The organism is Selenomonas sp. F0473 (assembly GCF_000315545.1).
Taxonomy (GTDB): Bacteria; Bacillota; Negativicutes; order Selenomonadales; family Selenomonadaceae; genus Centipeda.
Genome location: NZ_JH992902.1, coordinates 1,860,509 through 1,875,365 on the forward strand (window position 1 = coordinate 1,860,509; position 14,857 = coordinate 1,875,365).

Here is a 14,857-nt window from a genome sequence, read left to right on the forward strand (position 1 = left end):
CCAGCCTTGCTGACACTATGCCATGGGAGCGCCGATGTGTCGTGCGCTCGTTGATTCTTCAAAGATGCATTCCCGTCAAGGGGCCCGGTCGCCGCGCTGAAGAATTTGTGTCAATAGACATTCTCCTTTCTGCTACTGTCGAACTGAGGAGATATATCTCTTTTCTGTGTTTATCATAGCATAAATGCGTATCCGGAGCAAGCTTTTTTTGCAAAATTACAGGATATTTGATACGATGGGTTATACTAAATACAGTCTAGATTTTTCTCCGGGAATCTCGCTTGCTGCCGCAATTCAGGGTCGACCGGCTAAAGCGATGCCGCGGGATTTTAGACTTGACAGCATTCCTGATTGTGGCTATAATATCCCATGTCGCGCATAACGCGGCGGGAAGACATTGTGCGGAAGTAGCTCAGTGGTAGAGCACCACCTTGCCAAGGTGGGGGTCGCGAGTTCGAGCCTCGTTTTCCGCTCCATTGTTCGGCGACATAGCCAAGTGGTAAGGCCGAGGTCTGCAAAACCTTTATCCCCAGTTCGATTCTGGGTGTCGCCTCCAAATAAGAAACACAGTCCGGAAAGCGTCTTCCGGACTTTTTTACTATCTGTGTCATGGGGAAGGAAACGAATGTCCACGGGACGCTATAAGATACTCGTCTACGGATGCCAAATGAATATCGCGGATGCCGAGCGCATGGAGGGGCAGCTCCAATCGGTCGGCTACGCGCGGTCGGAGGATATGGAGACCGCCGACGTGATTCTCATCAACACATGCTGTGTGCGCGAGTCCGCGGAGGATAAAGTCTACGGCAAGATTGGCGAGATAAAAAAACTCAAAGAGCGAAATCCGAATCTCATCTTCGGCATCGCGGGCTGCATGGCGCAGAAGGAGGGCGACCGCCTCATGCACCGCGCGCCGCACATCGACTTCGTGCTCGGCACGGGCAAGGTCCAGGAGCTGACGCGCATCATCGCGGAGATCGGCGCGGAACGCTCGCCCGTCGTCGATACGGCGATTGGGAGTGCCATTGCGGAGAACCTTCCCATCGCGCGCGGCGGCCGGTTCTCGGCGTGGGTGCCGATCATGTACGGCTGCAATAATTTCTGTACGTTCTGCATCGTCCCCTATGTGCGCGGGCGCGAGCGCAGCCGCACGCCCGGGGACGTCGTGGCGGAGGTGCGCCGCGCGGTCGAGGGGGGGTATACCGAGGTGACGCTCCTCGGGCAGAATGTGAACTCCTACGGAAAGGACCACAAGCAGGCAGACTTTGCCGACCTCCTGCGCATGGTGGACGAGGTGGAGGGCATCCGTCGTGTGCGCTTTATGACGTCGCATCCGAAGGACATCAGCGATAAACTCATCGATACCATCAAAAACGGGCGGCACATCTGCGAGCATATCCATCTCCCCGTGCAGTACGGCAGCAACCGCATCCTGAAGGCGATGAACCGCGTCTACACGGTGGAGTCCTACCGCGAGCGCGTGCGGCGCGTGCGTGAGGCGCTGCCCGAAGCGAGTCTCACGACCGATCTCATCGTGGGGTTCCCGGGGGAGACGGAGGAGGATTTCGCCGCAACGCTCGACTTCCTGCGCGAGATCCGCTACGACTCGGCGTATACGTTTCTCTACTCGAAACGTTCGGGCACGCCCGCGGCGCGCATGGAGGATCAGGTGCCGGACGACGTGAAGCACGCGCGGCTGAACCGCCTCATGGAGGAGCAGAACAGAATCAGCCGCGCGATCAACGAACGGCTTGCGGGTGAGACGCTCGAGGTCATGGTCGAGGGGGAGAGCAAGAACGACCCGGCCGTTTGGAGCGGGCGTACGCGCACGAATAAGATCGTGCTCTTCCCCCACGGCACGGAGCGGGCGGGCGATTTCGTCCGCGTGCATATCGACCGCGCGCAGACATGGGTGCTGAAGGGCGAAATCTGTTAAGGGTGCAGAAACAGACGCAAAAGAATCCGATGTGAAGAACATACCATAATAAGGAGGATCGCCGTGGAGCAACAGAATATCACGCCGATGATGCAGCAGTATCTCGCGGCAAAAGAAGCGCATCCGGGCGAGCTGCTCTTTTTCCGTCTCGGCGATTTCTACGAGATGTTCTTCGACGACGCGAAGATCGCGGCGAAGGAGCTCGGCCTGACGCTGACGAGCCGCAGCGGCGATCTCGACAAGAATCCCATGTGCGGCGTGCCCTACCATGCGGCCGACAGCTATATCGCGCGCCTCGTTGCGAAGGGGTTCAAGGTCGCGATCGCCGAGCAGATCGGCGATCCGAAGGCGAAGGGGCTGACGCCGCGCGAGGTGGTCAAGGTCGTGACGCCCGGCACCGCCCTCTCCGACGAAGTGTTAAAGGATGCGTCGAACGTCTACATTGCCCTCCTGCACGAGACGGCGCCGGGATGCTGCGCGCTCGCGGGGGCGGATATTTCGACGGGCGAATGCTTCTACGCCGCGTATGCGGGGGAGAGCGCCGCGCAGCAGATCCTCGACGAACTCTATCGGCGGATGACGGCGGAGCTGCTCTTTACCGAGGGACTGTCGATTGCGGACGATGTGCGCGCGTTTGTACGGCAGCGCCTGCCGCACTGCGCGATTTCGATCGTCTCGGCGGATGCGGGGGCGGAGGCTCTGCTCGCGCGGCATTTCCCGCCGGAGGAGATTCCGGCGGATGCGGGCGCGCGTACGGCGGTCGCGGCGCTTCTGCGCTATCTGCACGACACGGTCATGGCCGATCTCTCGCAGATCAATCGCCTTGCCTTCCTCGATGCGGCGGCGAGCATGCAGCTTGACACCTACACGCTGCGCAATCTCGAGATTACGCGCAGCCTGCGGGACGGCGGCAAGAAGAACACCCTCTTTGACGTGCTCGACTTCACGCGCACGCCGATGGGGACGCGTCTCCTCAAATCGTGGCTCGAGCACCCGCTGCTTGCGCCGCACCGCATCGACGCGCGGCTTGACGCCGTGGCGGAACTCGCGGATGCGTCGTCCCTGCGCGGCGCGCTGCGTGAACACCTGCGCTCGGTCTACGACTTCGAGCGCCTTTTGACGCGCATCGAAACGCAGTCCGCGAACGCCCGCGATCTCGTCGCGCTGCGCGTGTCTCTGGCGGCGCTCCCCGCTGTGCGCGAGACGCTTGCAGCGGCACGGAGCCGTTTGCTCATGCGCGCCGCCGCAGGCATCGAGACTTTTGACGACCTGCAGGGTCTCCTCATGCGGGCGATCGTCGACGAGCCGGGGCTTTCCGTTCGCGATGGAGACATCATCCGCAGGGGCTACAACGCGGAGCTCGACGAGCTGCACCGCTTTTCCCATGACAGCAAGTCGCTCCTGCAGGAGATGGAGGAGCGCGAGCGGGAACGCACGGGCATCAAGACGCTCAAGATCGGCTACAATAAGGTGTTCGGCTATTATATAGAAGTGCGCCACAGCGGCAGCGACCGCGTGCCCGCGGACTACATCCGAAAGCAGACGCTCGCGAATGCGGAGCGTTTCATCACCGAGGAGCTGAAGGAGTTCGAGACGAAGATTCTCGGCGCACAGGAAAAGATTACTGCGCTCGAGTACCATTTGTTCACCGAACTGCGGGACCGCGTGAAGGAGCGGCTCGTCCCCATTCAAGCCGTCGCCCGCACAATTGCGCGCGTCGACGTTCTCCAGAGCATGGCGGAGGCTGCCGCATCGTACCGCTACGTGCGCCCCGTAATCCGCCCCGCATCCGACGGCGAGATCGTCATCAAGGACGGGCGGCATCCGCTCGTGGAGCGGCTCCTGGGGCGCGACATCTTCGTGCCGAACGACACGCACCTCAGCCACGGCGGGACGGAGACCATGCTCATCACGGGGCCGAACATGGCGGGCAAATCCACCTATATGCGGCAGGTCGCGCTCTTAACGCTCATGGCGCAGGTCGGCAGTTTCGTTCCCGCGCGGTCGGCGGAGATCGCGCCCGTCGACCGCATCTTTACGCGCATCGGCGCGAGCGACGACCTCGTGAGCGGGCAGAGCACGTTCATGGTCGAGATGAACGAGGTCGCGCAGATTCTGCGCGAGGCGACGCGGGACAGCCTCGTCATTCTCGATGAGATCGGACGCGGGACGAGCACGTTCGACGGCATGAGCATCGCGCGCGCGGTCGTGGAGCATATCGACGCGCGCATCCATGCCAAGACGCTCTTTGCAACGCATTATCACGAGCTCACGGAGATGGCGAATGAGCGTATCCGCAACTACTGCATCGCCGTACGCGAAAAGGGGCGCCGGGTCGTGTTCCTGCGGCGCATCGTCGCGGGGGCGGCGGATAAATCCTACGGCATTCATGTCGCGCGGCTCGCGGGACTCCCGCCGAAGGTAACGGAGCGTGCAGAGGAGATTCTGCATACGCTCGAGCAATGCGCCGTGGGGCAGCGTGCCGCGGCGGCTGCGGGGCAGCCAGAGCCGGATATGCCGCCCGCGCCGGAGGAGCCGGGGATGGCGTCGCTCTTTGAAGGCGGCATGCTTGAAGAGCTGCGCGGACTCGACGTGATGACGATGACGCCGCTCGAGGCGATGAACACACTCTACCGCCTGCAGGAGCAGGCGCGGAAGGAGGCGGGGCAGATATGACGCGGATTCATGTGCTGGACGATGCGACCATCAATAAGATCGCGGCGGGCGAGGTCGTTGAACGCCCCGCCTCCGTCGTGAAGGAACTCGTGGAGAACGCGATCGACGCGGGCGCAACCGCCGTTGAGGTGGAAATCATGGGCGGCGGAACGAGCTTCATCCGCGTGACGGACAACGGGCGCGGCATGGCGCGCGCGGACGCCGAGACGGCGATTCTGCGCCATGCGACGAGTAAAATCGCCTCCGCCGCCGATTTGCAGACGGTCGGCACGCTCGGCTTCCGCGGCGAGGCGCTGCCGACGATCGCCTCCGTATCGCGCTTTTCCCTCCTCACGCGTACGGCGGACGCCGACCTCGGCACGCGTGTCGACATCATCGGCGGCAAGCCGCCCGAGATCGAGGAGGCGGGCTGCGACGCCGGAACGACCGTGCGCGTTGAGGAGCTCTTTTTCAACACGCCCGCGCGGAAAAAGTTCCTCAAAACGGACCGCACGGAGGCGGGCAAAATCAGCGACTACGTGATCATGCTCGCCCTTTCGCGCCCCGATATTGCGTTCCGGTTCGTCAACAACAACCGGCTGACCCTCATGACGGCGGGGGACGACAGCCTCCGTCGGACGATCGAGAGCATCTACGGCGGCGACGCCGCGGGGGCGCTCATCCCGCTCGACTTTACGGACGAGGCGGGGGACATCCGCATCACGGGGTACATCTCAAAGCCCTCCATGATCCGCAGTAGCCGCGCGTGGCAGACCTACATCGTCAACGGGCGCACGATTCAAAACCGTGCGATCGCGAAAGCCGTCGACAACGTCTATCGCTCCCTCGTGCCGAAGATGGGCTTCCCGCTCGCGGTGCTGCGCATCGAGGTGCCGCAGCGCACGATCGACGTGAACGTGCATCCGCAGAAGACGGAGATGAAATTCGAGGACGAGGGGCGCATCTTCAAGGCCGTCTATAAGGCTGTGCTCGACGCCGTACGCGGCGCAGCGGGCGAGACGGCGGCGATCGCGGCGGCGGTCGAGAAGCCGAAGTTCCGCTGCGAGGCGATGCCGCTGAACATTCCCGCCGCCGCCCCGCCCCGCATATCCGCGGCGCGCCCTTACGCGGTGCCGGAGACGCGCCCGCAGACCGTTCACGAGGCGGTCCGGCGGGCAGCGGGCGGCGTCGACCTGCGGACGGCGCAGGATGCGATCGGCAGGGCGCGGGCAGAGGACCGCGTGGCGCTCGCGGCGGCGGAGGACGCATCGCCCTACGGCCGGCGGGAGAATCATCCGGAGGGGACGATCGAGGGCGGCCTCCTGCCCATCGGACAGGTGGACCTCACCTACATCGTCGCGCAGAGCGCGCAGGCGCTCTATATCATCGATCAGCACGCGGCGCACGAGCGCATTCTCTTTGACCGATTTTCCGCGCGCGCGGAGGGGATCCCGTCGCAGCAGATGCTCGTCCATGCGATCCTTTCGTTCGATGCGCGCGAGGCCCAATATATTGAAGAAAACAGCGAACTCTTTTCCCGTTTAGGGTTTCGGTTAGAGCCGGCAGGCGACCGCGAATACCGTCTCACGGAGGCGCCCGCCGACGTGCCGACGGACGAGGCGGAGCACGTGATCCGCGAGATTCTCGTTTCGCTCGGCGATCTTCATGCGGCGACGCCCGCCGAGCTGCGGCAGGCGGCGCTTGCAACGATGGCATGCCGCGCCGCGATCAAGGCGGGCGAGGAACTGAACTTTCGTCAGATGGAAATTCTACTCGAGGAGCTGCGCGGGACGCCGTTCCCCTTCACCTGCCCGCACGGACGGCCGACAATTCTCAAATTCGACACGACGGATCTCGCGAAGATGTTCAAGCGCACGGGGTTCAACCTATGACGGCGGAGATTGACGCCGTCGTGACGACCGTGCGGCGCGGACATCGATTCGCGGAGGCGAATCGGCGGCTTGCGGCCGAGACGGCGGCGCGGCTCGGCATTCCGAACGTGCCGCGCGGGAACGATTCGCTCGACGATCTGCGCGCGCGCTGCGGCGTGCGGAATGTTCTTGTGGCGCGCAATGGACGCCTTACCCTCGACACGCCGTCGGGGGCACTTTTTTTTCACCCCGGCATGTCGCATCTGCGCATCAAGAACCTCACGCGCGGACAGGGGGATCATCTCGTCGCAGCGCTTGCGCTCTCGGAGGGGATGCGCGTGCTTGACTGTACGCTCGGCGCCGGGGCGGACGCCATCGTCGAGAGTTATGCCGTCGGGGAGACCGGGCGCGTCACGGCGCTCGAGTCGAATCCGCTCATAGCGGCGGTGATCGGCGACGGGCTTGCGCACGCCGCGGGGGACAACTACGAGATGCACGCCGCCATGCGGCGCATCGCCGTGCATGCGGCGGATGCGCTGACCTATCTGCGGGAGCAGCCTGACGGCAGCTTTGACGTCGTGTACTTTGATCCCATGTTCCGCCGTCCCCTGCATGAGAGCGCGGGGATGAACGCCCTGCGGGCGAGCGCCGACATGCGCGCGCTCACCCCCGAGACCGTCGCTGCCGCGTACCGCGTTGCCCGCCGGCGTGTCGTGATGAAGGAGCGGCGCGGGAGCGGCGAGTTTGAACGGCTCGGATTTAGTGAGGTTGTGGGAGGGAGGTATAGCAGAGTTGCTTACGGCGTGATGACGTGACAGCCGATCTTGGCGCCTAGCGTCGTTATTCGTCGAATACTTCGCTCGACATAGCTCTTAACTACGCCTTCGCTTGTATTCTCCTCATGCCTAGCTATGCATCCAAGCTTGACTGTCACTCGGGTTGCGGTATGACGTTGCGGCGTAACGCGGTATTTTCACACCTAGCATCGTCATTTTGTACGGGGATACGTTATGTCGCCCTCTTCCGAACGATGCGCGCCTTACATCGTGGGCAAATGCGCCTCACTGCAACGCGCCGAAAAACCTTCACCTAAATTTAAGTTTTTCCAATATCCTGCCGATATACACGGTGGAGCATTTTATTTATTTACATAGACCGGAGGAGGTGATGCGATGAGAATTGCAGACGAGCTGACGGCGCTGGTCGGGCAGGGAAGCGGGGGGACCCGACAGGGACGAAGAGCGATAGGCGGCAGCAAAGCGTCGTTTGCACAGGTACTCGAGGGAGAGAGACAGCGCGTCCGTTTCTCGCAGCATGCGGAAGAGCGGCTGCAAAAGCGCGGCGTGATGCTCACGAACAGCGAGCTCGAGAAGCTCGCCGGTACGATTGACCGCATGCGGGAAAAGGGCGCGAGGGAAGCCCTGATCTACATGAAGGACAGTACGGCGATGGTCGTCTCCGTGACGAACCGCACCGTGATTACGGCGCTTGACGACGTGACCGCGGCAGACAGTATTTTTACGAACATTGACAGTGCAGCCATTATCTGAGAAAGCTGGACCTACGGGAGGCTTTTGACCGCGCTCGACTAGTGCGGTCGGCATGGGGACACTGCGTATGATCGGTGTTTCCCGCGGCGATACGGACCTATAGGGATCCCGTCCGCCGCAAAGATAACGGCTCTTCCTTTGCACTGTCGCACAAGCAAAGGAGAGATTCATTATGATGCGTTCCATGTTCTCGGGTGTTTCGGGCCTCAAGGGCCATCAGACCCGCATGGATGTGATCGGCAACAACATCGCGAACGTCAACACGACGGGCTTTAAGGCGAGCCGCGTGACGTTTGCGGATATGATTTCGCAGAACCTTTCGGGCGCGTCCGCACCGCAGGGGACGATCGGCGGCGTGAACCCGAAGCAGGTCGGTCTCGGCATGTCGGTGGCGAGCACCGATCTCCTCTATACGAACGGTTCCGTGCAGTCCACGGGCAAGAATACGGATATCGCGATCTCGCGCGGCGACGGCCTTTTCGTCGTCTCGCGCGGCGAGCAGAAATACTATACGCGCAACGGTGCGTTCGAGTTCGACGCGCAGGGCAACCTCACGATCCCGAGCACGGGTCTCTATGTGCAGGGCTATATGGCGAACAACGGCGTTGTGCGGCCTGCGGGCGAGAATACGACAAAGATTAACGTCCCCGCGGGCAAGTCGATGGAGGCGACGACGACAACGACGGCGTCCTTTACGAAGAATCTCAATGCGAGCACGCCGGGCTACGAAGTGGCGAATACGCTCGTGCGCTATGCGGACGGCACGACGGGCACGGTCAGTTCCTATACGCCGACGGAGTCCGGCAGCTATATTCTGACGACCAGCACGGGGAAGAAAATCAGAATCGCAAATACGGCGCCGGCACAGGCAATCGGTTCCGCGCCCACCGGTACGCTCTATACGTCCAACATCTCCAATATCACGGCGAAAACCGGCGGTACGGTGGATTTGCAGCTCGACGTAGATACTTCCAATCCGTCGAGCCCACTCTCTATCGGCGGTGCGGCTACGGCGAACCGTACGGGGCTGACGACGGGCACCTATGCCTTCGGCGACACCTACAATATCAGCGGCTCGATCACGGCGGCCACGACGATTGCGGGGACGCCGCCGACAGTGAAGCTGACACTTGACACGGACAATAACATCAATCCGGGATCTACCGTCGACGTGGTCGTCCCCAACCCGACGAGTTTCACTTATAAAGTGGGAGATAAGTATACGGGCCAGCTCAAAATCAAAAAGGTTACGGGTCATAGTGGCGCCACGGTGACGACGGCAGACGGCAATAAAGCCGAACTCACCGGAACGCTTGCCGTGACGAGCGCGACGCAGTCATACTCGCATACGGGCAGCGCAACGGACGGCACGATCACGGCGATTACGCGCGAATCCTCCTATGAGTTTGGCGGAAAAACCGTATCCAGTATTTCGCTGAATACGAAGAGCGGCACCACTGTCGACGGTCTTGTCGGCCATAACTATGCTGCGGGAGATACGTTCTATCCTTCCGTCACGGCGATGATCGAGGTGTATGACTCGCTCGGCGCGAAGCACTCCGTGCCCGTGGTATTTACCAAATCGGCAAACAACAAGTGGACGATGTCGCTCGGCAGCGGCGGAGACACCTACAATATTACCGAGGCGGACGGGACCACGACGACCGTCGCGCTCACAAAGACCGATCTGACATTCGATACGTCGGGCGCTTATGTGAGCGGATCGGCATCGCTCAATATGACCTATACGAACGGCGCCGCGCCGCAGCAGCTGACGCTGAATCTGTCTCCCATCACGCAGTACTCGGGTACGAGCACGGTCTCGGGGACGGCGGACGGCAACGCGGCGGGCACGCTCTCGAAGGTCGAGATCGACAGCGCGGGCGTCATCACGGGCGTCTATACCAACGGCGTGCGTCGGACCGAGGCGCAGATCGCCATGGCGCAGTTCAACAACCCCTCGGGTCTGACGAAGATGGGCGGCAATCTCTATCAGGAGTCGAACAACTCCGGCACGCGCACGGTGAGCGGCGCGGCGGATATCGGATCGGAGCTGACGACTTCGGCACTCGAGATGTCAAACGTCGATATCGCGGATCAGTTCTCCGACATGATCATCACGCAGCGCGGATTCCAGTCGAACTCGAAGATCATCACGGTCTCCGACGAGATGCTGGAGACGCTCATCAACATGAAGCGGTAAGAATTTCATAGGATTTACGGGCGAGCCTGCTGCAATATGCGGCGGGCTCGTTTTTTGTTTGTAAGTATAGATTTTATTTATATATACGATACTTTACCTATAAAATGATCTGATGTATAATGAGGACATTGTGAGGACTGCATATAAGATGAAGAACTTGTGTGGGAAGCGTTGCGGGCGCGATGCTTTCTAAAAGAATGGAGGAATTATATTCATGGAAATGCTGTTAGGCTTCATCGTCCTCCTCGTCTGTCTGATCGTCGGCGTACGGCACGGCGGACTTGGTCTCGCGGTGATCAGCGGCTTCGGCCTCGTGATCTACACGTTCGGGTTCGGCTATCAGCCGGGCAAACCGCCCGTTGACGTCATGCTGATCATCCTCGCGGTCGTCACCTGCGCGGGATTCCTGCAAACCTCGGGCGGCCTTACGGTCATGCTGAAATATGCGGAGAGATTTCTGCGGAACAATCCGAAGCATATCACCATCCTCGCGCCGCTCACGACGTGGTTCCTGACGGTGCTTTGCGGGACGGGACACGTCGTCTATACGATGTTCCCGATCATCTACGATATCGCGATCAAGCAGAACATCCGTCCGGAACGTCCGATGGCGGTTGCGTCGGTCGCTTCGCAGATGGCGATCTGCGCGTCCCCCGTCTCCGTGGCCGTCGTTTCGCTCGTCGCATTTCTCTCGGTATCGGGGCATGAGTTCACGGTGTTCCAGGTGCTCTCGGTGTCGATTCCGGCGACGTTCTGCGGCGTGCTTTGTGCGGCGCTTTGGAGTTACCGCCGCGGCAAGGATCTGGATCAGGACGAACGGTTCCAAGAGTTCATCCGCGACCCGGAGAACAAGCAGTATGTCTACGGCGACTCCGAGACGCTGCTCGATAAGGAGCTCCCGAGGGAATATTACCGCGCGATGTTTATTTTCTTCGCGGGCATCATCGCTATTGCACTGCTCGGCAATTTCCCCGAACTCCTGCCGAAATTCGCCGCAAAGGAGGGCGCGGCGCCGAAGCCGATCTCGATGGTCGTGGTCATTCAGATGATCATGTTGCTTGTCGGCGGTTTGATTCTCGTCAGCTGCAAACTCAAGGCGAAGGATGTCGGCAACTCGCAGGTATTCCGCTCGGGCATCGTTGCGCTTGTCTCCGTCTACGGCGTCGCATGGATGGCCGACACCTATTTTATGAATCATATTACTTTCCTGAAGGGCTTCCTCGGTTCCGCGGTGCAGACGTATCCCTGGGCCTATGCGGTGCTGGTATTCCTGACGTCGAAACTTGTCAACTCGCAGGGGGCGGCGATCGCGATTGTTGTGCCGATGGCGATTAACGTGGGCATGGATCCCGTGCTCATCCTGTCGTTCGTATCGGCGTGCTACGGCTACTTCTTCCTGCCGACCTATCCGTCCGATCTCGCGTGTATCGGGTTTGACCGCTCGGGTACGACGCGCATCGGCAAATACATCCTGAACCATTCGTTCATGATCCCCGGCCTGATCGGCGTTATTTCGGGCTGCTGCGTCGGGTATGTCGTCGCGCATCTGCTCTTCTGAGCATAAGGCAAGGCGCGCGCGGCTTCCGGTAAGGAACGGCAGCGCCGCGCTCCTGCGAGATACATCATATAAATGTGCGCAAAAAATCCCATGCACCGTTGTGCATGGGATTTTTATATTTATGGGTATTGTTTTTCGCCGCGGTTCAGAGTATGCTGTGATCGTCGCTGCGGCTGAGGGTATCCTTGCTAAAGTCGATGAAGGACTGCGCCGCGCGCGAGATGTAGCGGTCGCGCTTCCACGCGAGCCCCACGTCGACATAGGTGGGCGTCGCGAGCGGAACGGCGCGGATGCCGGGCACCTCGCGGACGACCATATCGAGCAGGAAAGCGATGCCGACGCCGCTCGCCACGAGTCCCATGATGGTGACCACCTGGTTGGACTCGAGGACGATGTTTGGGGTGATGTCCGCCGTTTTCATTTTTTGCAGCATCGTCTGACGGAGGAAGGATCCCTCTTTGAGCATGATGAGGCTGCTGCCCTCGATGTCCTGCATCGTGATCGCCTTGCGGGCGGCCAACGGACTGTCCTCCGGGACACAGCAGACGACCTGGCTGCGTGCCATCGGCAGCAGCTGAAGACTGGGCGACGCCTCCGGGATGATGATGATGCCGAAGTCCAGTTCGTCGCGTTCAAGCTGCTCCCGGATCGCGACGGAGCCCTCTTCATGAAGATAGACCTCGAGGTGCGAGTAACGCCGTTGGAAGCTCGAGAAAATCTTCGGGAAGAGATACGCGCCCATCATGGGCGGGATGCCGATCTTGATCGTGCCTTTCTGGAGCTGCTTGTAATCGTTCACTTCGAGCACAGCATCCTGTATGCTGCGCAGCGCGACCTCGACGCGGCCGAGAAAGACGGCGCCCTCGGGTGTGAGCGCGAGCTGTTTCTGGCTGCGGTCGAAGAGTTGGATACCAAGCTCATTTTCCAGTTTTTTGATGGCAACGGTGATGTTCGGCTGGGAGACGCGAAGGCGTTCGGCGGCGCGCGTGATATTCTTCAAGCGGCTCGCCATTTGGAAATATTCCAATTGCCGTAGTTCCATGAAACCATCCTCCTAATAATTTTTTTTTATATGGGTTCTATTATATCATATTTTTGACGAATATATGATTGGATAATGTAAATTTATTGAAAAAATTTCTAGGATTTTTGAGAGTTTTTTTAAAAAGCAGGTAGGATTTTTCGGGGAATTATGGAATAATATAGGAAGATGTGGACGTGCGTCCGATACCTACGCTGTATGGGGCAGTCATGAGACGCGCGTTCGACGACCGCGAGAAATGGATTGGGGGCTTTTGCGTTGGAAAAATCAACGGTCATCGGGATTTGCATGGGACTTATCTCGGTCTTTGTTGGTATGATCCTAAAAGGCGCGCCGCTGACGGCAATGAACAACCCGGCGGCGTTCCTCATCATCATCGGAGGTACGTTCTCGTGCCTCTTTATCGGCTTCCGTATGGAGCAGCTGGGGAATTTTCTTAATCTCATCAAGAAGACCTGTAAGGTTCCGCAGCTCCAGGAAAAGGGACAGCTGGTACAGCAATTCATCGAACTGTCGCAGATTGCGCGGCGCGAGGGGATCCTCGCGCTCGAGAGCAAGGCGCAGGAGATAGAGGATCCGTTCTTCCGCACGGGCCTCGGCATGGTCATCGACGGCATGGACCCGGACTTTGTCGGCGACGTGCTCGATGCCGAGCTCGCCATCATGCAGGAACGTCACGCCGAGGGGCGTTCGATGTTCACGCAGGCCGGCACCTATGCCCCGACGCTGGGCGTTTTGGGCGCCGTCGTCGGTCTGATCGCGGCGCTCGGCAACCTGAACGATATCGATAAGCTCGGTCACTCCATTGCGGCGGCATTCGTCGCGACGATTCTCGGTATCTTCACGGGCTACGTTCTGTGGATGCCGTTCGCGAACAAACTCAAGATCATGTCCGAACAGGAAGTCAGTCAGAAACGCATGATCATTGAGGGGATTCTCTCGCTCCAAGCGGGCGACTCGCCCACGGCGATTGAGGCGAAACTCATGGTCTTTATCCCCCAGACGGAGCGTGAGGCGCTGAAGGGAGAGGGCTGATATGGCACGGAAAAAGCATCCGAAACCCCATGAGGAGGAAGTGGGTGAGGCTTGGCTGCTGCCTTATTCCGATCTGATGACGCTGCTGCTCGCGCTCTTTATCGCGCTGTTCGCCATGTCCCAAACCGACGCGTCGAAGATGCAGGCGCTTGCGGAGGCCTTTACGGCGGCGTTCAATATGGGCGGGCCGTCGTTCTTCTCGGGCATGGGGCCTTCGACGTCGCAGAACGCGCCGCTGGTGAGCGGCTCCGATAACGGCAACGGCGCCTATCTGAAGGAAAATGAAAACCTCTCGGAGGTACAGGAAAAGCTCGATCAGTATATCAAGGAACATGACCTCCAGGATCAAGTGAGTACGGAACTGTCCGAAGACGGACTGATGATCCGGCTCAAGGAGAGGGCTCTGTTCGAGTCGGGCTCGGCCGAACTGCAGGGACAGGCGGAGCAGATCGTTCCCGTGATCGCGGCGCTGCTCACGTCGTTGCCGGAGCGTGTGACGATCTCCGGACATACGGATAATGTGCCGATTTCTACGGCGCAGTTCCCGTCCAACTGGGAACTGAGTTCGGCGCGCGCCGTCAGCCTCATGCGCGGCCTGATGAGCGCGCAGCCGTCGCTCAATCCGGCGCGGTTCAGCGCGCTCGGCTACAGCGAATACCGTCCGATTGCAAGCAACGATACGGACGAGGGGCGCGCGCAGAACCGCCGCGTCGAGGTGCTCATCGCGCGGAGCATGCGGTTCAGTCAGGAGGATTCGGCGGCCTCCTCCGACGGGCAGGTCAAGACGAGCGCGAACGCGCCTTCGACATCGCTGCCGAAACAGGCGGCGACCACCCAGACGTCGGGGAACACGGGCGGCGGCGTCGCGCCGATGGGCGCGGAACAGCGGCCGATGCCGGCGACGCCGGGCGTTGTGCCGGCGCCGCTGCAGCATTGAGCGCATGGGAAATACAAGAGAGATTGAAAGGGGCTGTTGCGGGCGCAATGGCTCCTTTTCGTATCATTTT

General features: G+C 60.4%; 10 protein-coding genes and 2 tRNA genes. 11 read left to right on the top strand and 1 reads right to left on the bottom strand.

The features are described from left to right. Positions 1-401 precede the first annotated feature (401 nt). From HMPREF9161_RS08550 to HMPREF9161_RS08590, 9 genes are all read left to right on the top strand, one after another. Positions 402-476 (top strand) — tRNA-Gly (locus HMPREF9161_RS08550). A 6-nt stretch (positions 477-482) separates the two neighbouring features. Next, positions 483-556, top strand: a tRNA-Cys gene (locus tag HMPREF9161_RS08555). 69 nt (positions 557-625) lie between these two features. Further along, positions 626-1,936, top strand: a complete 1,311-nt coding sequence (gene miaB / locus HMPREF9161_RS08560) for a tRNA (N6-isopentenyl adenosine(37)-C2)-methylthiotransferase MiaB (protein ID WP_009729270.1) — start codon at positions 626-628, stop codon at positions 1,934-1,936. Positions 1,937-1,999: 63 nt separating this feature from the next. Beyond that, positions 2,000-4,612 carry a DNA mismatch repair protein MutS gene (mutS, locus tag HMPREF9161_RS08565; RefSeq protein WP_009729271.1) on the top strand — a complete coding sequence of 871 codons (2,613 nt, stop codon included), beginning with the start codon at positions 2,000-2,002 and terminating at the stop codon, positions 4,610-4,612. Then, positions 4,609-6,483, top strand: a complete 1,875-nt coding sequence (mutL, locus tag HMPREF9161_RS08570; protein WP_009729272.1) for a DNA mismatch repair endonuclease MutL — start codon at positions 4,609-4,611, stop codon at positions 6,481-6,483. Before mutS ends, mutL begins: the two co-directional genes overlap by 4 nt. Further along, a complete protein-coding gene (locus HMPREF9161_RS08575; protein ID WP_009729273.1) occupies positions 6,480-7,277 on the top strand; it encodes a class I SAM-dependent methyltransferase in 798 nt (265 codons plus the stop codon). Before mutL ends, HMPREF9161_RS08575 begins: the two co-directional genes overlap by 4 nt. A 357-nt stretch (positions 7,278-7,634) precedes the next feature. Next, the gene (locus tag HMPREF9161_RS08580; protein ID WP_009729274.1) at positions 7,635-8,012 is read left to right on the top strand and encodes a TIGR02530 family flagellar biosynthesis protein; all 378 of its coding nucleotides are present in this window, start codon (positions 7,635-7,637) and stop codon (positions 8,010-8,012) included. 172 nt (positions 8,013-8,184) lie between these two features. Continuing rightward, positions 8,185-10,215, top strand: a complete 2,031-nt coding sequence (locus HMPREF9161_RS08585) for a flagellar hook-basal body complex protein (protein WP_009729275.1) — start codon at positions 8,185-8,187, stop codon at positions 10,213-10,215. Positions 10,216-10,429: 214 nt separating this feature from the next. Then, positions 10,430-11,773 (top strand): anaerobic C4-dicarboxylate transporter, encoded by a 1,344-nt coding sequence (locus HMPREF9161_RS08590; RefSeq protein ID WP_009729276.1) that lies wholly within the window; start codon positions 10,430-10,432, stop codon positions 11,771-11,773. 145 nt (positions 11,774-11,918) lie between these two features. Here HMPREF9161_RS08590 and HMPREF9161_RS08595 read toward each other — a convergent pair whose 3' ends face one another. Then, positions 11,919-12,815, bottom strand: a complete 897-nt coding sequence (locus HMPREF9161_RS08595; protein WP_009729277.1) for a LysR family transcriptional regulator — start codon at positions 12,813-12,815, stop codon at positions 11,919-11,921. Between the two features lie 243 nt (positions 12,816-13,058). Here HMPREF9161_RS08595 and motA point away from each other — a divergent pair, with 243 nt between their 5' ends. Then, positions 13,059-13,850, top strand: a complete 792-nt coding sequence (gene motA / locus HMPREF9161_RS08600; protein WP_037348712.1) for a flagellar motor stator protein MotA — start codon at positions 13,059-13,061, stop codon at positions 13,848-13,850. A 1-nt stretch (position 13,851) separates the two neighbouring features. After that, positions 13,852-14,787 carry a flagellar motor protein MotB gene (locus HMPREF9161_RS08605; RefSeq protein WP_009729279.1) on the top strand — a complete coding sequence of 312 codons (936 nt, stop codon included), beginning with the start codon at positions 13,852-13,854 and terminating at the stop codon, positions 14,785-14,787. Positions 14,788-14,857: the final 70 nt, after the last annotated feature.

What these genes read in the sequence shown, in the direction of transcription:
- miaB (WP_009729270.1), top strand. Translation starts at nt 626, where the DNA reads ATGTCCACGGGACGCTATAAGATACTCGTCTACGGATGCCAAATGAAT.
- mutL (WP_009729272.1), top strand. Translation starts at nt 4,609, where the DNA reads ATGACGCGGATTCATGTGCTGGACGATGCGACCATCAATAAGATCGCG.
- HMPREF9161_RS08575 (WP_009729273.1), top strand. Translation starts at nt 6,480, where the DNA reads ATGACGGCGGAGATTGACGCCGTCGTGACGACCGTGCGGCGCGGACAT.
- HMPREF9161_RS08580 (WP_009729274.1), top strand. Translation starts at nt 7,635, where the DNA reads ATGAGAATTGCAGACGAGCTGACGGCGCTGGTCGGGCAGGGAAGCGGG.
- HMPREF9161_RS08585 (WP_009729275.1), top strand. Translation starts at nt 8,185, where the DNA reads ATGATGCGTTCCATGTTCTCGGGTGTTTCGGGCCTCAAGGGCCATCAG.
- HMPREF9161_RS08590 (WP_009729276.1), top strand. Translation starts at nt 10,430, where the DNA reads ATGGAAATGCTGTTAGGCTTCATCGTCCTCCTCGTCTGTCTGATCGTC.
- HMPREF9161_RS08595 (WP_009729277.1), bottom strand. Translation starts at nt 12,815, where the DNA reads ATGGAACTACGGCAATTGGAATATTTCCAAATGGCGAGCCGCTTGAAG.
- HMPREF9161_RS08605 (WP_009729279.1), top strand. Translation starts at nt 13,852, where the DNA reads ATGGCACGGAAAAAGCATCCGAAACCCCATGAGGAGGAAGTGGGTGAG.